The sequence below is a fragment of the Streptomyces sp. NPDC089799 genome, from assembly GCF_040684755.1.
GTDB lineage: Bacteria > Actinomycetota > Actinomycetes > Streptomycetales > Streptomycetaceae > Streptomyces.
This window is the reverse complement of the sequence record NZ_JBFBGR010000012.1, coordinates 1-20,132: the sequence shown is the minus strand read 5'-3', so window position 1 is coordinate 20,132 and position 20,132 is coordinate 1. Positions and strand designations below refer to the sequence as shown.

The window sequence follows — 20,132 nt, the reverse complement described above, 5'->3', positions numbered from 1 at the left end:
GGGGCCGCCTAGGATCGGAGGCGTGGCAGAAACAGCATCGAAGCAGACCGAAGACAAAGACCCCGCGGGCCCGGCGGCGGGCCGCCCGCGCCTGATGCTCATGGACGGGCACTCGCTGGCGTACCGGGCGTTCTTCGCGCTGCCCGCGGAGAACTTCACGACCGCGAGCGGCCAGACGACCAACGCCATCTACGGCTTCGCGTCGATGCTGGCGAACACGCTGCGCGACGAGGCGCCCACGCACTTCGCGGTGGCCTTCGACGTCTCGCGGAAGACCTGGCGGTCCCAGGAGTTCCCGGAGTACAAGGCGAACCGGTCGAAGACCCCCGACGAGTTCAAGGGGCAGGTGGAGCTGATCGGCGAGCTGCTGGACACCATGGCGGTGCCCCGGTTCGCGGTGGACGGCTTCGAGGCGGACGACGTGATCGCCACGCTGGCCACGCAGGCGGAGGCCCTGGGGTACGAGGTGCTGATCGTCACCGGGGACCGGGACTCCTTCCAGCTGGTCTCCGAGCACACCACGGTGCTGTACCCGACGAAGGGCGTCTCCGAGCTGACCCGGTTCACGCCGGAGAAGGTCGTGGAGAAGTACGGCCTCACCCCCCGGCAGTACCCGGACTTCGCGGCGCTGCGCGGTGACCCGTCGGACAACCTGCCCGGCATCCCCGGCGTCGGCGAGAAGACGGCGGCGAAGTGGATCAACCAGTTCGGTTCGTTCGCGGAGCTGGTGGAGCGGGTCGAGGAGGTCAAGGGCAAGGCCGGGCAGAATCTCCGCGACCACCTGGAGTCGGTGAAGATGAACCGCGTCCTGACCGAGATGGTCAAGGACGTGGAGCTCGGCCGCGGCCCCGCCGACCTGGAGCGCAAGCCCTACGACCGGTCCGCGATGACCGGCGTCCTGGACGTGCTGGAGATCCGCAACGCCTCGCTGCGGGAGCGGCTGCTGGCCGTGGACCCGGGCGCGGAGGAGACCGCCGAGCAGCCTCCGGCGGCCGGGGTGGAGCTGGACGGGACGGTGCTCGCCGCGGGCGCGCTGGGCCCCTGGCTGGAGGAGCACTCCGGCGGCCCGCTGGGCCTGGCCACCGTCGACGCGTGGGCCCTGGGCAGCGGAAGCGTCAGCGAGGTCGCGCTGGCCGCGGCCGGCGGCGCGGCGGCCTGGTTCCAGCCGTCCGAGCTCGACGAGGCGGACGAGAAGGCGTTCAGCGCCTGGCTGGCCGACCCGGACCGGCCCAAGGCGGTGCACAACGCGAAGAACCTGTGGCGGGTCTTCCCCGAGCACGGCTGGAGCTCGCCGGCCGGAGTGACCATGGACACCGCGCTGGCGGCGTACCTGGTCAAGCCCGGCCGCCGGTCCTTCGCGCTGGACGTGCTGTCCGTGGAGTACCTGGGCCGTGAGCTGGCGCCGCCCGCCGCGGACGGGCAGCTGGCCTTCGGCGCCGACGAGACCGCCGAGGCGGAGGCGCTGATGGCGCAGGCCCGTGCCGTCCTCGACCTGGGCGCGGCGTTCACCCGGAAGCTGGCGGAGGTCGGCGCGAGCGCGCTGCTCCACGACATGGAGCTGCCGACGTCGGAACTGCTCGCCCGGATGGAGCGGCACGGCATCGCGGCCGACCGCGATCACCTGGAGGCCATGGAGCCGCAGTTCGCCGGCGCCGTGCAGCAGGCGGTCAAGGAGGCCCACGCGGCGGTCGGCCACGAGTTCAACCTCGGCTCGCCCAAGCAGCTCCAGGAGGTGTTCTTCGCCGAGCTGAACCTGCCCAAGACGAAGAAGACGAAGACCGGCTACACCACGGACGCGGACGCGCTGGCCTGGCTGGCCACCCAGACCGAGCACGAACTCCCCGTGATCATGCTCCGGCACCGGGAGCAGGCCAAGCTCCGCGTCACCGTCGAGGGCCTGGTCAAGACGATCGCCGCGGACGGCCGGGTGCACACCACCTTCAGCCAGACCACCGCCGCGACCGGCCGGCTCTCCTCCACCGACCCCAACCTGCAGAACGTGCCGGTGCGCACCGACGAGGGCCGGGCCATCCGCCGCGGCTTCGTCGTCGGCGAGGGCTTCGAGTCGCTGATGACCGCCGACTACAGCCAGATCGAACTGCGCGTGATGGCCCACCTGTCGGAGGACGAGGGGCTGATCGAGGCGTTCCTGTCGGGTGAGGACCTGCACACCACCGTCGCCTCCCAGGTGTTCGGCGTGGAGCGGTCCGCGGTCGACGCCGAGATGCGCCGCAAGATCAAGGCGATGTCGTACGGGCTGGCGTACGGGCTGTCGGCGTTCGGCCTCTCGCAGCAGCTCAACATCGAGCCCGCCGAGGCGCGCGGCCTGATGGAGACCTTCTTCGAGCGGTTCGGCGGTGTCCGGGACTACCTCCAGCGGGTCGTCGACGAGGCTCGCGCCACCGGGTACACGGCTACCGTGTTCGGCCGCCGCCGGTACCTGCCGGACCTCAACAGCGACAACCGGCAGCGCCGGGAGGCCGCCGAGCGGATGGCGCTCAACGCCCCGATCCAGGGCACCGCCGCCGACATCGTGAAGGTCGCGATGCTGCGGGTGGACAAGGCGCTCGCCGAGGCGGGCCTGACGTCCCGGATGCTGCTGCAGGTCCACGACGAAATCGTGCTGGAGATCGCCCCGGGCGAGCGCGAGCGGGTGGAGGAGCTGGTGCGCCGCGAGATGGCGGCCGCCGTCGAACTGCGCGCCCCGCTGGACGTGTCGGTGGGCGTCGGCCCGGACTGGGAGTCCGCCGCGCACTGACCCGCCGGCGCGCAGGCGTGCACGCCCGCACGACCGCCCGCAGTTCCCCGGTTCCGCAGTCCCGCCGACCGGACGCTCCGTCGGTGTCCCCGGCCCGGAAGCCCGCTCCTACCGCACCACGGTGGGGGCGGGCTTCCGCGTGGCGGGCCGGAACCGCAGCCACAGCCGCAGCAGTACGGCGTACAGGACGAGTCCTGCGATCAGCCCGCTGCCGGCGCCGAAGCAGACGGTCGGGACGACGTCGAGCGGGTTGTGGACCCGGTCGGCGTGCGTGGCGAACAGCCGCACCAGCCGCACCGTCGTCCCGGCCGCGACGCAGCCGGCGATCCATACGAGTGCGCCCCACAGCTCGACCCGGTCGAGCACCGGCACGGACTCGGGCGCGTCCCCGGCGGGGATCCGGCGCAGAGCCGTCCCCAGGAACCGCAGCAGCGCCCCCGCCGCCAGCACGGAACTCCCGTACTGCAGGTACGTATAGAGGGGAAAGGGGCCGTAGTAGGAGGACAGCCAGGGCCAGGTGTTCGTCCCGTAGCGGTCCAGGTGCGTGAAGGCGTCCCACAGCACGTGCGTGAGGGAACCGACGACCGCCGACAGGTAGAACGCGCCGGCCGCCCGTACCGCCGACGGTCCGGCGCCGCCGCCCGGTCCGCCCGCCGCGCCCCGGGCCAGGGCGTGGAACCGGCCCCGCCAGGCGGCGGGCAGCAGCGCCGCCAGCGGTTCCCGCAACAGCAGCCAGACGCCCACCAGGGCGGCCGTGATCAGGGTGTCGACGGTGAGCACCCCGGTGAGGGAATGGGTGACCGAACCGAACTCCATCGCGCCGGGGACCACGCTCGCCGTGAAGTAGGTCATGTCCGGAGCGAAGGAACCCATGACCAGCGCGGAGGCGAGGAACGGCCCCCGGCCGCTCCCGTCCCTCCGGATACCCGGGAGTACGGCGGCGGCATGGCTGAGAGTGAACGGCATCGGACTTCTTTCCCTGTTGACCGGTCGACCCGGTATGTGACGGGCCGTCTGAGTCGTGGACATACGGTGAACGCCCGGTCCGCGGTGTTTAGTCTGTCGGCTTGTTGACATAAAGTCGCGCGAACGCCGACGGGGAGGGGGGTTCGTCTATGACCAGGACGGCTCGGTACGGACGCAGGTTGCGCAGGGGCGGGATCGCCGCACTGGTGTCCGCGGTGGTGGCCGCCGCGGTTTCGGCTTCCGGGGCCCCGCACGGTTCCGGCGGCCGGATACGCACGGCGGCCGACGCGAGTGACGCGCAGGCCGCCGCCGCACCGTCCGGGCCCGACCGGAACGAATCCGGCGGCGACTCCGTGTACTTCACCGAACTCCCGCCCCTGGTCACCCCCGCGCCCGTGCCCGCCGCACCCCAGGGACAGCCCTCGCCCGCGCCCGGCGCGTCCGCGGCACCGGCGCCCGCGCCGAAGGCCACCACCCCGACCCCGCAGCTCCTGACGGGCTCCGTGCCCGGGGGAGCCCGCGGGATACCGGCGACCGTGCTCGCGGCGTACCTGAAGGCGGAACAGAAGGTCGCGGCGACCGATCCCGGCTGCGGACTGCGCTGGCAACTGCTCGCCGCGATCGGCAAGGTGGAGTCCGGGCAGGCCCGCGGCGGCCGGGTGGACGGCAACGGCACCACCCTCACCCCGATCCTCGGGCCCGTCCTCAACGGCAACGGCTTCGCGAACATCCCGGACACCGACGACGGCGCCTACGACGGCGACCCGGTGCACGACCGGGCGGTCGGGCCGATGCAGTTCATCCCGTCGACCTGGGCGGGCTGGGGGCAGGACGCGGACGGCGACGGCCGCCGCAACCCCAACAACATCCACGACGCGGCACTGGCCGCCGGACGCTACCTGTGCGCGGGCAGCCGGGACCTGGGGAACGGCGGCGACCTGGACCGGGCGATCCTGTCCTACAACCGCTCCTCGGCGTACCTCGCCACGGTCAGGTCCTGGCTCGCGTTCTACGGCAGCGGTGCGTACGAGGTCCCGGACCGGCCCGGCGGCGGGCAGCCGGAGCAGCCGCAGAAGCCGGGCAAGCCCGAGAAGCCGGGCAAGCCCGAGAAGCCGGGGAAGCCCGAGAAGCCGGGCAAGCCGGGGAAGCCCGAGAAGCCGGGGAAGCCCAAGCCGACCCCCACCCCCACGCCGACCCCCAAGCCGACGCCGACCCCCACGCCGTCTCCGAAGCCCACTCCGAAGCCGACGCCCAAGCCGTCCCCGACGCCCACCCCCAAGCCGAAGCCGACCCCGAAGCCGACGCCGAAGCCCACCCCGACCCCCAGCCCCACTCCCACGGAGAAGCCGAAGCCGAAGCCCAGCGGGACCCCGGGCCCCACGGCCACCGCGACGGCCCCCGCCCCGGCGAAGCCGCCCGCCCGCGGCGCGTCCGCGTCCGCCTCGCCGACCGCCACCCCCACCGGAACCCCGTAGCCGTCCCCGGCACCGCAGTTCAGAGCACGGGCAGGGCCTCCCCGTCGAGGGGGGCCCGCCTCTGCTCCAGCCAGAAGACGTAGCCGCGCAGGTACTCCTCCAGCCCGTCGTCCAGGTAGGCCACGAAGTCCAGATGGCCCCGGGCCGCGTCCTGGTAGTGGCCCCGGTACTGCGCGTCCGCGTTGTACCCCCACCCGGGATGCTCCTCGGCACCCCAGTCGGCCGCGATGGCCAGGGCCCACTCCCGGACCCGCCCCCGGTCACGCCACCACTCCCGGACGGCGGCCGGGGTCCAGTGGTCGTCCCCGTCCCAGCCGTAGGCGCTGTAGAGCTCCAGGCGGGCGGCCCAGACCAGGTCCGCCGTCTCCGCCTCGTCGACGGGCTGGCGGTAGACGAACTCCCTGCCGAAGCCGCCGCCGAAGTCGTCGTCGTAGGCGATGTGGCGCGGCGCGTCCATCCGGCCCAGCGCCATCGAGTCCGTGTCCGCGCCGTAGAAGGGGCCCGGCACGTTGCGCCAGTTCCGTTCTGCCCAGACGCCCGTGAACACCTCCAGTACGGGTTCCTCCCCGACGAGTTGCCGGGCGGTGGGCACCGGGTCCCAGTAGACGTGCACGTGATCCTCCTCCGTCGAACCAACGGCATCGGAACAGATCGCCCACCTGCCCGGCAAGGCGGGACGAGACGGTTCTCATCTCACCCTCCCGTTGCTACGGTGCCCCAACCCTGACGCCGTATCAGATTCCGGAGGCACCGGCATGCGCGCACTCGTCGCCGCCGCCATCGGGCTGGCCGCCGCGCTGGCCCTCGTCCTCACCATCACGGCGACGGGGGTGCCGGAAGGCGAGACCTCGCCCAAGCCACTGCTCACCACCGCGCCCACCGCGCCCGGAAAGTAGAGGGGCCACCGACCGTGCGACGCAGAGCCGGCCTCGTCCTCCTCGCCCTCGCGGTGTTCTGCACCGCCCTGGCACCGCTGCTGCGCTGGTACGCGTACCCGCGGCTCGCCAAGATCCCGCCGAACCAGTACCAGGAGGTCGTCCTGGAGGCCAGGGACGCGACCCTGCTCGACTACGCCGGCGGCATGCAGCCCAAGAAGGTCGACAAGGTCACCATCGTCCAGACCCTCAAGGGCAACGTGGAGGCGTCCCGCGAGATAGAGGCCGACGCCGGCAGGGACGTGGTCGTCTGGGACGCCCTCTCCTACGTCGCGGGCCCCGACGGGAAGATGGTGTCCCGGATCCCCGAGCGGTACATCTTCGACGCGCACACCCAGGCACCCGTGCACGCCACCGGGGAGATGGTCGACGGGGACCCGGTCAAGCGCGAGGGCATCGAGTTCAAGTTCCCCTTCTTCACCGAGCCCCGCGACTACCTCTACTTCGACGCCCAGACCCGCACCTCCTCGCCCATCCACTACGTGGGCCCGCGGAAGTTCCGCGGCATGGACGTCTACTACTTCGAGCAGACCGTGCCGTGGACCAAGGTCCCCATGCCCAAGAAGATGCCGATCGAGGGCATCGACCCGGCGACCATCGAGGCCACCACCGGCACCACCCTCTGGTACACGGCCAAGCGGATGTTCTGGGTCGACCCGGTCACCGGGGCGCCCGTCAACGGCGAGCAGATCATGGAACAGGAGATGCGCGGGGGCATCGCCGCCGCCGCGGAGGGCGGCAAGCTCACCGCGTTCTCCGGGCACGTGAAGATGCGCGAGGACTACATCCGGCACACCGTGGACCTGGTCTCCGCGAACCGCACCAAGGTGCTCGCCCTGCACACCTACGCGCCGATCGGCCTCACCGTCACCGGACTCCTCCTCTTCGGACTTGCCCTGTGGCTGGAGGCGCGCGGCCGGCGCGGCTCCCCGGCCCCCGGGGTCAACCCCGCCTGAGCCGGGCGTTGGTGTGCCGGGTGGGCTCGGCCGTCGCCGGATCCTCCGGCCAGGGGTGCTTCGGATAGCGTCCGCGCAGCTCGGCGCGGACGGCCCGGTAGCCCTCCCGCCAGAAGGAGGCCAGGTCCGCGGTCACCGCGGCCGGCCGCCCGGCCGGCGACAGCAGGTGCACGAGCACCGGCACACCGGCCAGCCGCGGGGTCTCGGCCAGCCCGAACAGCTCCTGCAGCTTCACCGCCAGCACCGGCTGCTCCGCGGAGTAGTCCACGCGGATCCGGGAACCGGACGGCACCTCGATCCGCTCGGGGGCGAGTTCGTCGAGCCGGACCGCCTCGCCGGTGGCCCACGGCAGCAGCCGGGTCAGCGCCTGTGCCGCGTCGATCCGGCCGAGGTCGGCACGGCGCCGGGCCCGGGACAGCTCCGGCTCCAGCCACTCTCCGGCCCGCTCCAGCAGTTCCCCGTCCCCTACGCCGGGCCAGTCGCCGCCCAGCGTGCGGTGCAGGAAGCCCAGGCGGGCGCGGAGTGCGTGCGCGTCCGCCGTCCAGCGCAGCAGTCCGAGCCCCTCGCGGCGCAGGCCATCCAGCAGCGCCTCGCGCACCAGCCCCGGATCGGGCTCGCGCAGCGGGCGCACGGTCAGCTCGACCGCTCCCAGGCGCTCGACCTCGCGGGCGACGACGTCACCGTCCTCCCAGTGGACCTCCTCCCCGGAGGCCAGCAGGTGCGCGGCGGCCTCGCGCGCCGTCGACTCGTCGATCACGGCACCCAGCAGGATCCGCGCGGAGGCCGAGTGCGCGGGCCGGTCGGCGACGGTGACGGCCAGCCAGGGCGCCCTGCGCAGCCCCGATCCGTCACCCAGCGCCGCCCCCGTCCCGTTGGCCATGAGGTACGCGCCCTCGCCCCTGGCCCGGGCCACCCGCTCGGGGAAGGCCAGGGCGGCGACGAGCCCGGCGGTGGTGTCGTCGGGCGAGGCCCCGGGCGCGAATGCGGACCCGGATGCGGACGCGGGTGCGGACGAGGACCGTTCCCCGACGCCGCCGCGTCGTACCTGCGGGTCCGTCGCGGCCGGCCGCTCCGCTCCCCGCGCCCCCGGCCGGTCCGCCCCCGCGGGGGCGGCCAGCGCGCGCCGCAGCCGGGCGGACTCGGTGCGCCAGCGGGCCGCGTACGCGTCACCGCCCCGGCGGGCCGTGCGCCACGCGGCCGCCAGGTCGTCGCCGTACTCCCGCGGCGGCTCCTCGCTCAGCAGCGCCACCACCTCCGCCGCCCCCGGCGGCCCGTCCAGCAGGGCGCGGGCCAGCCGCGGGTGCAGGCCCAGCCGGGACATCCGCAGCCCGCGCTCCGTGGCCCGGCCCGAGACGTCGACGGCACCGACCGCAGCCAGGACCTCCCGCGCGGCCGCCATCGCCCCGGCGGGCGGCGGGTCCAGCAGCGCCAGGCCCGACGCGTCCGGGTCACCCCAGCACGCCGCCTGCAGCGCAAACGCGGCCAGGTCGGCGATCCGTATCTCGGGGGAGGGGAAGGCCGGCAGGCGGCCGTGTTCGGCCTGCGGCCAGCAGCGGTAGACCGCGCCCGGCGCCTCCCGCCCGGCCCGGCCCGCCCGCTGCCGGGCCGCCGCGCGGGACGCCCGTACGGTCGTCAGCGAGCCCAGCCCCCGCGCGTGGTCCACCCGCGGCTCGCGGGCCAGACCCGCGTCCACCACGACCCGTACGCCCGGCACCGTCAGCGAGGACTCCGCCACGGCCGTCGCCAGCACGATCCGCCGCCGGCCGGTGCCGCCCGCCAGCACGGAGTCCTGCACCGCGGCCGGGGCCCGCCCGTGGATCTGCAGCACCTCCGCGTCCACCCCGGCCAGCTGCCCGGCCACCCGGGCGATCTCCCCGACGCCCGGCAGGAACACCAGCACGTCGCCCGACCGCTCCGCGAGCGCCCGCCGGGTCACCGAGGCCACGTGCGTCAGAAGGGCAGGATCCACCCGCATCCCGTGCGGCGGCCGCACCGGCCGGGCCGGCGGCGCCCACACCACCTCGACCGGGTGCGAGACCCCCGCCGCCTCCACCACCGGCGCGCCGCCGAGCAGCCGCGCCCAGCCCTCCGCATCGGTGGTCGCGGACGCCGCGACCAGCTGCAGCTCCGGGCGCAGGGTCTCCCGTACGTCCAGCAGGAAGGCCGCGGTCGTGTCGGCGTCCAGGTGCCGCTCGTGGCACTCGTCGAGGACCACCACGTCCGTGCCGGAGAGCTCCGGGTCCCGCTGCAGGCGCTGGAGCAGGACGCCGGTGGTGACCACCTCGACCGCGCAGTCCGGGCCGACGACGCGTTCCCCGCGCACGGTGAAGCCGACCGAGGCGCCGACCGGCTCGCCGAGCAGCCAGGCCATCCGGCGGGCCGCCGCCCGGGCCGCGATCCGCCGGGGCTCGGCCACCACCACCCGCCGCCGCGGGCCGCCGCCGGTGAGCCCGGCCAGGACCAGCGGCACCAGGGTGGTCTTGCCGGTGCCGGGCGGGGCGCACAGCACCGCGGTGCCGTGCGCGTCCAGTGCGCCCGTGAGGGCCGGCAGGGCGGAACGTACGGGAAGGGCCTCCAGGGCCGAGGTGCGCGGCACGGTCGCTTCCCTCAGTCCCGCTCGCACACGAAGATCGCCGTGCCGGGGATCAGGTTGCCGCGCAGCGGGGACCAGCCGCCCCACTCCTGGCCGTTCCAGGCCGGCCACTCCGGCTCCACCAGGTCGACCAGCCGGAACCCGCCCGCGACCACGTCGCGGACCCGGTCGCCGATCGTCCGGTGGTGCTCCACGTAGACCGCGCGGCCCTGCTCGTCCTGCTCCACGTAGGGCGTGCGGTCGAAGTAGGAGGCGGAGACGGACAGGCCCTCGGGGCCGGGCTCGTCGGGGAACGCCCAGCGGATGGGGTGGGTGACGGAGAAGACCCAGCGGCCGCCGGGCCGCAGCACCCGGCGTACCTCGCGCATCACGTTCACCGGGTCGGCGACGAAGGGCACCGCCCCGTAAGCCGAGCAGGCCAGGTCGAAGGAGCCGTCGAGGAAGGGCAGCGCCGCTGCGTCCGCCTCCACCAGCGGGACCGCGCCGCCGTCGATGCGCAGGGCGTGCTGGAGCTGGCGGTGAGAGAGGTCGAGGGCGACCGCGCGGGCTCCCTGCGCCGCCAGCCAGCGGGCGCACTGGGCCGCGCCGGCGCCGATCTCCAGCACGTCCTTGCCGCGGAGGTCCCCGCGCGGGCCGAGCAGGGCGGCGTCGGCCTCGTCGAGCCCCTCGGGTCCCCAGACGAACCGGTCGTCGCCGAGGAACGCTCCGTGCTCGCTCTGGTACTCGTCGGCATTGCGGTCCCACCAGCCGCGGCTGGCCCGGCTGCTCTCCGCGTCCCCCGCGTCACGCCGGGTGGCCTCGGCGTCCTCGTACACGTCGGGAAGTGCCTCGTACGCGTCTTCGGGGTCGTAGTCCTCTTGGTTCATGGGGCCCATCGTCGTAGTCTGCGGAACAGCTCCGGAGGGGCAGCGGCGGTCGCACACCAACGAGTTGTGCCGGGTATGCGATGATCCGCCCCCGCTGTGCGCCTTCGCGCATTGACCCTGTCCGGCTGCCCCCGTATGCTACAAGTTGCGCTGCGAGCCTGTGCTCCTCAGACCTAGCAGGCTGCGCTCGCATCTGTTGCAGTCCCCTCGGTTTTCGAGGCCCCCGCCGTGCTTTCCGGCCGGCATCGGGGTCTCCTTGGCTGTCCGGCGTATCAGAGGCGATAAGGGCTCCCGGCGTTGCAGTACCTACGACCTTCTGTCCGTAACCGGAGCCCTTTCCCACATGACGAGCAGCACCGAGACCACCGCCACCACTCCGCAGGTTGCGGTCAACGACATCGGTAACGAGGAAGCCTTCCTCGCCGCGATCGACGAGACGATCAAGTACTTCAACGACGGCGACATCGTCGACGGCGTCATCGTGAAGGTCGACCGGGACGAGGTCCTGCTCGACATCGGTTACAAGACCGAAGGCGTCATCCCGAGCCGCGAGCTCTCGATCAAGCACGACGTCGACCCGAACGAGGTCGTCAAGGTCGGCGACGAGATCGAGGCCCTCGTCCTCCAGAAGGAGGACAAGGAAGGCCGCCTGATCCTCTCGAAGAAGCGCGCCCAGTACGAGCGTGCCTGGGGCACCATCGAGAAGATCAAGGAAGAAGACGGCATCGTCACCGGTACCGTCATCGAGGTCGTCAAGGGTGGTCTCATCCTCGACATCGGCCTCCGCGGCTTCCTCCCGGCCTCCCTGGTCGAGATGCGCCGTGTCCGCGACCTCCAGCCCTACGTGGGCAAGGAGCTCGAGGCGAAGATCATCGAGCTGGACAAGAACCGCAACAACGTGGTCCTGTCCCGCCGCGCCTGGCTCGAGCAGACCCAGTCCGAGGTCCGCCAGACGTTCCTCACCACCCTGCAGAAGGGTCAGGTCCGCTCCGGCGTCGTTTCCTCGATCGTCAACTTCGGTGCCTTCGTGGACCTGGGTGGCGTCGACGGTCTCGTCCACGTCTCCGAGCTGTCCTGGAAGCACATCGACCACCCGTCCGAGGTCGTCGAGGTCGGTCAGGAAGTCACCGTCGAGGTCCTCGACGTGGACATGGACCGCGAGCGCGTCTCCCTGTCGCTGAAGGCGACCCAGGAAGACCCGTGGCAGCAGTTCGCCCGTACCCACCAGATCGGCCAGGTCGTCCCGGGTAAGGTCACGAAGCTGGTTCCGTTCGGTGCGTTCGTCCGCGTGGACGAGGGCATCGAGGGTCTGGTCCACATCTCCGAGCTGGCCGAGCGCCACGTGGAGATCCCGGAGCAGGTCGTCCAGGTCAACGACGAGATCTTCGTCAAGGTCATCGACATCGACCTCGAGCGTCGCCGGATCTCGCTGTCCCTCAAGCAGGCCAACGAGTCCTTCGGTGCCGACCCGGCGTCGGTCGAGTTCGACCCGACCCTGTACGGCATGGCCGCGTCCTACGACGACCAGGGCAACTACATCTACCCCGAGGGCTTCGACCCGGAGACCAACGACTGGCTCGAGGGCTTCGAGAAGCAGCGCGAGGAGTGGGAGCGCCAGTACGCCGAGGCGCAGGTCCGCTTCGAGCAGCACCAGGCTCAGGTCATCAAGAGCCGCGAGGCCGACGCCGCTGCCGCCGCCGAGGGTGGCGACGCCGCTCCGGCCGCCGGTGCGGGCAACGTCTCGGGTGGTTCGTACTCCTCGGAGTCGGACGACACCTCCGGCGCCCTGGCGTCGGACGAGGCCCTGGCCGCGCTCCGCGAGAAGCTGGCCGGCGGCCAGAGCTGATCGCAGTGCGCATCACGCCCTCGGCCGTGAACCGGCCGTGAGCCGGGCGTGAGCAGAGCTGAAACGGTAAGGCCCGTCCCCTTCGGGGGGCGGGCCTTCCACCATTTCCGGGCGGATGCGGGTGGTGGACGTGGCGGTGGCGGACGTGACGGGTTCGGCCCGCCGTCCGCCTGCGGAGATGGCGTTTTCCTGTCGGTCGTGTCAACCGGGGAATGGTTGCCGCCCTTCCGGGCGTTCTGGATCAGAGAACGCGTCGAGGAGGAGTGGTGACGGTGCTGGATCCCCAGGGTTTGTACGAGTGGGACGCGAAGGGCCTGGCTGTGGTCGACCTGGCGCTCGCGCAGGACTCGGCCGGGCTGGTCATGCTCTACCACTTCGAGGGGTACATCGATGCCGGTGAGACCGGCGAGCAGATCGTCGAGCGGCTGTTGGACACCCTGCCGCACCAGGTCGTCGCGCGGTTCGACGCCGACCGGCTCGTCGACTACCGGGCGCGCCGCCCGCTGCTGACCTTCAAGCGGGACCGCTGGACCGACTTCGACGCGCCCAGCCTGGACGTCCGGCTCGTCCAGGACGCCACCGGAGCGCCCTTCCTGCTGCTGTCCGGGCCCGAACCGGACGTCGAGTGGGAGCGGTTCGCGCTCGCCGTCCGGCAGATCGTCGAGCGGCTCGGCGTCCGCCTGTCCGTGAACTTCCACGGGATCCCGATGGGCGTCCCGCACACCCGGCCGGTCGGCATCACCCCGCACGGCAACCGCACCGACCTGATGCCCGGCCACCGCAGCCCCTTCGACGAGGCCCAGGTGCCCGGCAGCGCCGAGTCGCTGCTGGAGTACCGGCTCGCCCAGGCCGGTCACGACGTGCTCGGCGTCGCCGCACACGTCCCGCACTACGTCGCACGCTCCCCCTACCCGGACGCGGCCCTGACCGCCCTGGAGGCCATCACCGCCGCCACCGGGCTGGTGCTTCCCGGCGTCGCGCACGCGCTGCGCACCGAGGCGCACCGCACCCAGACGGAGATCGACCGCCAGATCCGCGAGGGCGACGAGGAGCTCGTGGCGCTGGTGCAGGGCCTGGAGCACCAGTACGACGCGGCCGCGGGGGCCGAGACCCGGGGGAACATGATCGCGGAGCCGGCGGACATCCCCTCCGCCGAAGAGCTCGGGCGCGAGTTCGAGCGGTTCCTCGCGGAGCGCGAGGGCGACGCGTAGGGGCCCGGGGGCCGGGGGTTAGTCTTCGCCCATGCTGAAGGTGGGCCTGACGGGCGGAATCGGTGCCGGCAAGAGCGAGGTCTCTCGGCTGCTGGCCGGGTACGGGGCGGTCATCGTCGATGCGGACAGGATCGCGCGGGAGGTCGTGGAACCGGGGACACCGGGGCTGCGGGCCGTGGTCGAGGCGTTCGGGGAGTCCGTACTGACCCCGGAAGGCACCCTGGACCGGCCCGGGCTGGGTTCGATCGTGTTCGCCGACCCCGCGAAGCTGGCCGTACTGAACGCGATCGTCCATCCGCTGGTGGGGGCCCGCTCGGCCGAGCTGGAGGCCGCCGCGGGGCGCGACGCCATCGTCGTGCACGACGTACCGCTGCTCGCGGAGAACGGGCTGGCACCGCTGTACGACCTGGTGGTCGTGGTGGACGCGGCACCGGCCACGCAGCTCGCCCGGCTCACGGGACCGCGCGGGATGGCCGAGGCCGAGGCGCGGGCCCGGATGGCGGCACAGGCCACGAGGGAGCAGCGACTGGCCGTCGCCACCCTCGTGATCGACAACGACGGACCGCTGGAGGCACTGGCTCCGCGGGTGCGCGAGGTGTGGGAGGAGCTGACCGCGCGGGCGGGTGCCGCGGGCGGCTGATGCCGATGCCTCCCCTGTCTCTGACGTGTGCATGGAATTGCGGCGGTGTGGAACCGTTGAACCCACGGTGGGCAGGGGTATGCCGTACGCAGCGACAGCGGTGTAGGCAGGGGTGGCCGCCGGCGGTGGCCGCAGGCAGAGGGAAGGGTCAGATCGTGTCGAAGCCAAGCCCGGATCAGTCCTCGAACGACCCGTCGCGCGATGGGCGCGGTACGTCGGCCAGCCCGGAGACGCACGTCATCGACTACCGAGCCGCCGAGCAGCTGCTGGCCGCCCGGGACCCGCGGGGCGCCGTACGGCTGCTCGACTCGGTCATAGCCGCGCACCCTGAGAACACCGCCGCCCGTCTGCTGCGCGCCCGCGCCTTCTTCGCGGCGGCGCAGCTGCGGCCCGCCGAGCTGGAGTTCGAGCTGGTGCTGGAGCGGGAGCCGGACAACGCGTTCGCCCACTTCGCGCTCGCCCGCACCCACCAGCGGGCCGGCCGGCCCGGACCCGCGCGCAAGCACTTCCGGCTGGCCGCCGCCCTGGACCCGAAGCCGGAGTACCTGGAGGCGGCGGCCTTCGAAGGCTGAGTGCCGCTTCCGGTGGTCACCCCGCGGCCGGTTCCCGGATCAGCTCCGGGCGCGCGGGGGTTCGTACGGTGGGACGTCGGGGCCCGGCTGGTAGTGCGGGCCCTGGTGGATGTGGTGGACGACCACGCCCAGGTCGACGACCACGATCACGGACAGCACCGCGAAGGCGGCGGCCCAGCCCGGGTGGTCGGCCAGCGAGAAGAGGACCGTCCCGCCGACGGACCAGAGCAGCCCCCACAGTCCGAGCCAGAACCGCAGTCGCAGCGGACTGCGTGCGGTCACGGGCTCGCTCCCGGTACGCATGGGCCTCGCCTCCCGGAGCGGCCCCCGGCTCCATGGTCCCACCGGACCGTGGAGCCAGGGGGATCACAGGATCACCTGATCACGGGATCACCGGGGCGGGATCACCGGGTCACGGGATCATGGGATCACGGGTTGAGCTTGTTGACCGCGGTGGTCGTCGTCTTCTTGAAGGCCGGGACCGGCGCGTCCGACAGGTGGCCCATCTGTCCCCACTGCACGACGGTCACGGTGGAGCCGTCACGGCCGATGCCGAAGAGGTTCACGCCCGGCTCGGACTCAGGGATGGAGGTGTGCACGCCGTAGACGCGGGCACCCTCCTCCACCTTGATCTTGCCGTAGTCCTGCCAGGAGGCGGTGCCGCCCGGGTGGGCCCGCAGCCAGTCCGCGGCGCAGCCGGCCACCTTCTTCTCCAGGGCGGCGGCCAGCTTGGCGGCCGCCGCGTCGGAGGCGGCGCGGACGGAGATCTGCAGGGCGCCGGTGTCGAGGTCGGTACCGAAGGTGCGGTGCCAGGAGTTCGTCTTCGGGATCGCTCCCGCCACGCAGAACACCGGCCACTCCGGCAGGCCCTTGGTGACCTTGCCGGTGGACCAGGCGGAGCCGGGGTGGGGCGGCAGGTCCTTGCCGATGACGAAGCCGGGGGCGGTGGGTGCGGCGGTGGCGGTGGCGGTCGTGGACGTGGTCAGGGCCAGGGCGGCGGCCGCGGCGAGTGCGGCGGTGAGGGTGGCGGTGACGCGCTTGAGCATGGTCGTTCTCCCCGTTGTCATGAGTTCGGCCCGGTGTCGTACCGGAGCGAGAACAGCTTTCCCCAGGGCCGGGGCGGTGGGCGACGGAACGCGTCGCATCCGGGACACTGGAACGGCAGTTGGCGCTTTCACCTGGGGGAACGTCCCGGGGGTGGAACGGTGCCGCGGGACGGGGAGCGGGGGGAGAGCACGGTGGAAGGGATCGGTGGAACGGCCGGCGCGGGCGAGCCGGAGCGGTTCGCACGGCTGTTGCGGGGATTGAAGGAGCGGTCCGGGCTGAGCTACGGGGTGCTCGCGCGCACGCTGCATACGAGTACGTCCACCCTGCACCGGTACTGCAAGGGCGAGGCCCTTCCTGCCGAGTTCGCGGTGGTGGACCGCTTCGCCCGAGCGTGCGGTGCCACCCAGTCGGAGGCCCTGGAACTGCACCGGGCCTGGCTGCTCGCGGACGCGCGGCGCCGGGCGACGCCGCGCGGCGGGGAGCGCGAAGGGCTGGCGGTCGGCGGGTCGGGCCCGGCGGCGGAAGCGGATGCGCATGCGCATGCGGATGTGGTGCCGGGACCGGATTCGGCCGACCGGCCGGTGCCGGCCGACGCGTCGGGGCCCGCGTCGGGGCCCCCGCCCGGGCCGCAGCCGGGAGAGGCAGCGGAGCCCGCCGTGGCCCTGGCCGCCGGACCCGAGGCGGCTGACGGGGCCGAGGGGCGGGAAGCGCGGTGGTACCGCGGACGCCGGGCCGTGGCGGGTGCCGTCGTCGGCGTTGCGGCCGTCGTACTGGCCGCCACCGGCCTGGCCATGGCCGGACCCCCGGGCCGGGACGGTGCCGACCGGGCAGCCGGCGGCCGTACGGCCACCTCCTCCGCGCGGGCGGGCACCGGCGGGGGAGCGGGCGGGGCGCGGACGGGCGTTCCGACCCCGGGCCCGAGTCCGAGCGGCAGCGGGGAACCGAGCCCGGCCACCGGCTCCGGTCCCGACTCCGGGCCGAGCGCGTCCGCATCGGGCGGCCCCGTCCCCGGCCCGACCTCGGGCACCTCCACCGCGCCCGCGAAGGGCAGGGAGCCCTCCTCGCCCGCGGCCGGCGGCGAGGCGCGGCTGCGCACGGCCGTTCGGTCGCACGTCTGGGCGAACGGCTGTGACCATGCGTATCTGATCGACCGGAACCCCGGATCCGTACCGCCGCCGCCCGTCGAGGCCGACGCCCCTTCCTGGGCCAAGTCCCAGGGGGCCGTGCACGCCGGGCGGCAGATCGTCGAGGCCACCCTGCACGGCACCGGCAGCGGGGCGATCGTCGTCCAGGGCATCGACGTACGGGTCACGGCCCGGCGCGCGCCGCTGCCGTGGAACGTGCATCTGATGTCGCCGGGATGCGGTGGCGCGCTCACTCCGGCCGCCTTCACCGTGAACCTGGACGCCCCTCGGCCGGTGGCGCGGCCGGCGGCCGGACACGACGGCGAGAATGCCATTCCGGCGCCCGCCTTCCCCCTGAGGGTGTCGGCCGGAGACCCGGTCGTCCTGCGGATCGAGGCTGCGGCGTCGGGCTGCGACTGCGAGTGGTACGCCGAGGTCCGCTGGACCGGCCCGGCCGGTGCGGGCCTGACCCGGATCGACGACGACGGCAGGCCCCTTCGCACCAGCGCCTCCGGCGGCCGCCCGCAGTACGGCTATGCCGCTGAGCTCGGCCGCTGGTCCCGCGGTTGACGGCCGTCACGGGTGTGGCCTCGTGGGGTGATTGCACAGGTCAGAGGCGTTGTCAGTGGGCGGATCTAGACTCGCAGAGAGTGGCGGCCGACGTGTCGCCGATGAGGTGAGGGCCGACCGGGACCGTCGGCTCCGCCGTCCACCGGAAAGGAGGGCCCGCGATGAACGACGCATTCGGTGCGGCTTCGCCGGCGCGCTCCTCTCCTCCGTCGGTGTCGGGCAAGCCGGCGGGTCCGCAGCCGACCGGATGGGCCGCGGCCGGTGCCCCGCTGCGGCGCCGGGCCGCCGTGTTCCTGCCCGCAGCGGTGCCGAGGCAGGGGCGGGTCGCCTTCTGGTCGCCCGACGGGGAGCCCTGGCCCGACGGGCCCGGTACGCCGGAGCCGCTGACCGTGGTCCGGCCGCACGGTGCGGCCGGGGTGCGGGGCCGTGAGGTGGCCGCCGTCGTACTCGGCGTCGGTGATGCGCTGAGCGTGCTCGCCGGAGCACCGCAGGATCCCGGCGCCCACCCGGCGACGCGCTGCTGGGGGACCGCTGCCCGGCAGGCGCTGGCGCTCGCCGCCCGCGGGCGGCTGCTGCCCGGCCTCACACCGGAGGGTTACGACGCCTGGCGGGCGGGCCCGCTGGACGCGGGGGACGTCGCGTACCTGCGCGCCGTTGCCGCAGCGCTGCCGTTCGAGGGGTACGCCGCACCGCTGCCCGGGCGGCCCCTTCGGCTGCCCGAGCCGGAGGCGCTGGTCAGGGCCTTCCTCGATGCCGTCGCCGATTGCCTGCCCCGCACCCCGGCTGCTCCCTTCGCCGTCGGGCGGCCCTTTGCCGCGGTCGAGCCGCAGCGGGTTCCCGGCATGGAGGAGTGGGCGGCACAGGTGGCGGCCGGGTCGGATGCGGGGGTGGGGATCTCGCTGCGCCTCGACCTTTCCTCGTACCGGCTGTTCGACGCGCCGGAGCCGGGGGAGGAGGACACGCGTCGCGCGGGTGCCGCCGTGGTGCAGGTGCACAGCCTGGCCGATCCGACGCTCGTCACCGACGCGGCACGGCTGTGGGCGGGGAGCGCCGGGGCGGGTTTCGGTCCGCGTGCGCGGATCGATGCCGTGCTCGCGCTGCGGCGGGCGGGGCGGACCTGGCCGCCGCTGCTGCGGCTGCTCGATCAGCCGGTGCCCGACCTGCTGGCGCTTTCCGATCCCGAACTGGAGGACCTCCTCGGGGTGGCGGCCACGCGGCTGGCGCGTGCCGGGGTCGTGGTGCACTGGCCGCGGGAGCTCGCCCGTACGCTGACCGCGACCGCGGTGGTGCGGCCGGCACCCGGTTCCGCCACCGACGGCACCGCCTTCTTCGACGCCGCCGGGCTGTTCGCCTTCTCGTGGGAGCTGGCTCTGGGCGGCGACCGGCTCACTCCGGGCGAGATGGACGCGCTGGCCCAGGCGCACCGTCCGGTGGTGCGGCTGCGGGACCAGTGGGTGCGGGTGGACCCGGAGCTCGTGCGCAAGGCACGCCGGCGTGAGCTGGGTCTGCTGGAACCGGTGGACGCGCTGGCCGTCGCCCTGGGTGGTGCCGTGGAGGTGCCCGGAGAACCCGATCCGGTGCCGGCCGTGCCGGTGGGGGCGCTGGCTGCGCTCCGTGACCGGCTCACCGGCGAACTCGACCCGCTGCCGCAGCCGGCCGGTCTCAAGGCTGCCCTGCGGGACTACCAGGCGCGCGGACTGGCGTGGCTGGACCGGATGACCTCACTCGGGCTCGGCGGCTGCCTCGCCGACGACATGGGTCTGGGCAAGACCGTCACGCTGATCGCGCTCCACCTGCACCGGAACCACGCCGCGCCGACCCTCGTCGTCTGCCCGGCCTCGCTGCTCGGCAACTGGCAGCGGGAGATCGAGAAGTTCGCGCCCGGAGTCCCGGTCCGCCGCTACCACGGGGCCGGCCGCACCCTGTCCGGACTCACCGGCGGTTTCGTCCTCACCACGTACGGGACGATGCGCGCCGGCGCCGCACGGCTGGCCGGCCAGAGCTGGGGGATGGTCGTCGCGGACGAGGCGCAGCACATCAAGAACCCGCACTCGGCGACGGCCAGGGCACTGCGCACCATCCCGGCCCCCGCCCGCGTCGCCCTGACCGGCACACCCGTGGAGAACAACCTTTCCGAGCTGTGGGCCCTGCTCGACTGGACCACCCCCGGGCTGCTCGGGCCGCTCACCGCGTTCCGGGCACGGCATGCGCGGGCCGTGGAACAGCAGCAGCAGGAGGACGGGGGGAACGAGGAGGCGGTGGCCCGTCTCGCGGCGCTGGTGCGGCCGTTCCTGCTGCGGCGGCGGAAGTCCGACCCGGGGATCGCTCCGGAGCTTCCGCCGAAGACCGAGACGGACCATCCCGTGTCGCTCACCCGTGAGCAGGCGTCCTTGTACCAGGCGGCGGTGGACGAGGCCATGGCGGTGATCGAGGGCAGTGAGGGCATCGAACGCCGCGGGATGATCATGAAGCTGCTGGCCTCGCTGAAGCAGATCTGCAACCATCCGGCGCAGTTCCTGAAGGAGGAGCGGCCCCGTATCCCGCACCGTTCGGGGAAGCTGGCGCTGCTGGAC

The 20,132-nt window shown here is 73.5% G+C and carries 16 protein-coding genes; 10 read left to right on the top strand and 6 right to left on the bottom strand.

The genetic code is table 11. From position 1 onward, the window contains the following. Positions 1-22 precede the first annotated feature (22 nt). Positions 23-2,758, top strand: coding sequence for a DNA polymerase I (gene polA, locus AB0O36_RS15535; protein ID WP_365109621.1), 2,736 nt, complete (start codon positions 23-25; stop codon positions 2,756-2,758). A gap of 108 nt (positions 2,759-2,866) precedes the next feature. Here the strand turns inward: polA and AB0O36_RS15530 are convergent, their stop codons facing one another. Next, the gene (locus AB0O36_RS15530) at positions 2,867-3,724 is read right to left on the bottom strand and encodes a DUF4184 family protein (RefSeq protein WP_365109618.1); all 858 of its coding nucleotides are present in this window, start codon (positions 3,722-3,724) and stop codon (positions 2,867-2,869) included. A 149-nt stretch (positions 3,725-3,873) separates the two neighbouring features. Between AB0O36_RS15530 and AB0O36_RS15525 the strand changes: the two genes are divergently transcribed. Then, positions 3,874-5,199: a lytic transglycosylase domain-containing protein gene (locus AB0O36_RS15525; protein ID WP_365109615.1), complete on the top strand. Its 1,326-nt coding sequence runs from the start codon at positions 3,874-3,876 to the stop codon at positions 5,197-5,199. Positions 5,200-5,218: 19 nt separating this feature from the next. Here the strand turns inward: AB0O36_RS15525 and AB0O36_RS15520 are convergent, their stop codons facing one another. Continuing rightward, positions 5,219-5,812, bottom strand: a complete 594-nt coding sequence (locus tag AB0O36_RS15520; protein WP_365109612.1) for a ferredoxin — start codon at positions 5,810-5,812, stop codon at positions 5,219-5,221. Positions 5,813-5,954: 142 nt separating this feature from the next. On the opposite strand from AB0O36_RS15520, the gene AB0O36_RS15515 reads away from it, so the two are divergent. Then, a complete protein-coding gene (locus tag AB0O36_RS15515; protein WP_365109609.1) occupies positions 5,955-6,095 on the top strand; it encodes an SPW_0924 family protein in 141 nt (46 codons plus the stop codon). Between the two features lie 14 nt (positions 6,096-6,109). Continuing rightward, the gene (locus tag AB0O36_RS15510; protein WP_365109606.1) at positions 6,110-7,090 is read left to right on the top strand and encodes a DUF3068 domain-containing protein; all 981 of its coding nucleotides are present in this window, start codon (positions 6,110-6,112) and stop codon (positions 7,088-7,090) included. Here the strand turns inward: AB0O36_RS15510 and hrpB are convergent. Together hrpB and AB0O36_RS15500 are read right to left on the bottom strand one after the other, a co-directional pair. Then, positions 7,077-9,686: an ATP-dependent helicase HrpB gene (gene hrpB, locus AB0O36_RS15505; protein WP_365109604.1), complete on the bottom strand. Its 2,610-nt coding sequence runs from the start codon at positions 9,684-9,686 to the stop codon at positions 7,077-7,079. The two genes, AB0O36_RS15510 and hrpB, sit on opposite strands and share 14 nt — an antisense overlap. A gap of 11 nt (positions 9,687-9,697) precedes the next feature. After that, a complete protein-coding gene (locus AB0O36_RS15500) occupies positions 9,698-10,549 on the bottom strand; it encodes a class I SAM-dependent methyltransferase (RefSeq protein ID WP_365109601.1) in 852 nt (283 codons plus the stop codon). 343 nt (positions 10,550-10,892) lie between these two features. Between AB0O36_RS15500 and rpsA the strand changes: the two genes are divergently transcribed. The 4 genes from rpsA to AB0O36_RS15480 all read left to right on the top strand — a co-directional run bounded on the left by rpsA (position 10,893) and on the right by AB0O36_RS15480 (position 14,818). Continuing rightward, positions 10,893-12,395, top strand: a complete 1,503-nt coding sequence (gene rpsA, locus AB0O36_RS15495) for a 30S ribosomal protein S1 (protein ID WP_365109598.1) — start codon at positions 10,893-10,895, stop codon at positions 12,393-12,395. 272 nt (positions 12,396-12,667) lie between these two features. After that, entirely contained in the window at positions 12,668-13,606 is a 939-nt protein-coding gene (locus AB0O36_RS15490; RefSeq protein WP_365109595.1) for a PAC2 family protein, read from the top strand. 31 nt (positions 13,607-13,637) lie between these two features. Beyond that, positions 13,638-14,246 (top strand): dephospho-CoA kinase, encoded by a 609-nt coding sequence (gene coaE, locus AB0O36_RS15485; protein ID WP_365109592.1) that lies wholly within the window; start codon positions 13,638-13,640, stop codon positions 14,244-14,246. 239 nt (positions 14,247-14,485) lie between these two features. Continuing rightward, positions 14,486-14,818, top strand: a complete 333-nt coding sequence (locus tag AB0O36_RS15480; RefSeq protein WP_365110109.1) for a tetratricopeptide repeat protein — start codon at positions 14,486-14,488, stop codon at positions 14,816-14,818. A 39-nt stretch (positions 14,819-14,857) separates the two neighbouring features. Here the strand turns inward: AB0O36_RS15480 and AB0O36_RS15475 are convergent, their stop codons facing one another. After that, positions 14,858-15,121 carry a DUF6343 family protein gene (locus tag AB0O36_RS15475; RefSeq protein ID WP_365109589.1) on the bottom strand — a complete coding sequence of 88 codons (264 nt, stop codon included), beginning with the start codon at positions 15,119-15,121 and terminating at the stop codon, positions 14,858-14,860. Positions 15,122-15,246: 125 nt separating this feature from the next. Then, entirely contained in the window at positions 15,247-15,864 is a 618-nt protein-coding gene (locus AB0O36_RS15470) for a hypothetical protein (protein WP_365109586.1), read from the bottom strand. Between the two features lie 192 nt (positions 15,865-16,056). Here AB0O36_RS15470 and AB0O36_RS15465 point away from each other — a divergent pair, with 192 nt between their 5' ends. Then, entirely contained in the window at positions 16,057-17,559 is a 1,503-nt protein-coding gene (locus AB0O36_RS15465; protein WP_365109583.1) for a helix-turn-helix transcriptional regulator, read from the top strand. A gap of 161 nt (positions 17,560-17,720) precedes the next feature. Further along, positions 17,721-20,132, top strand: a 2,412-nt coding sequence (locus AB0O36_RS15460; protein WP_365109580.1) for an SNF2-related protein, incomplete at its 3' end; no start/stop codon positions are given.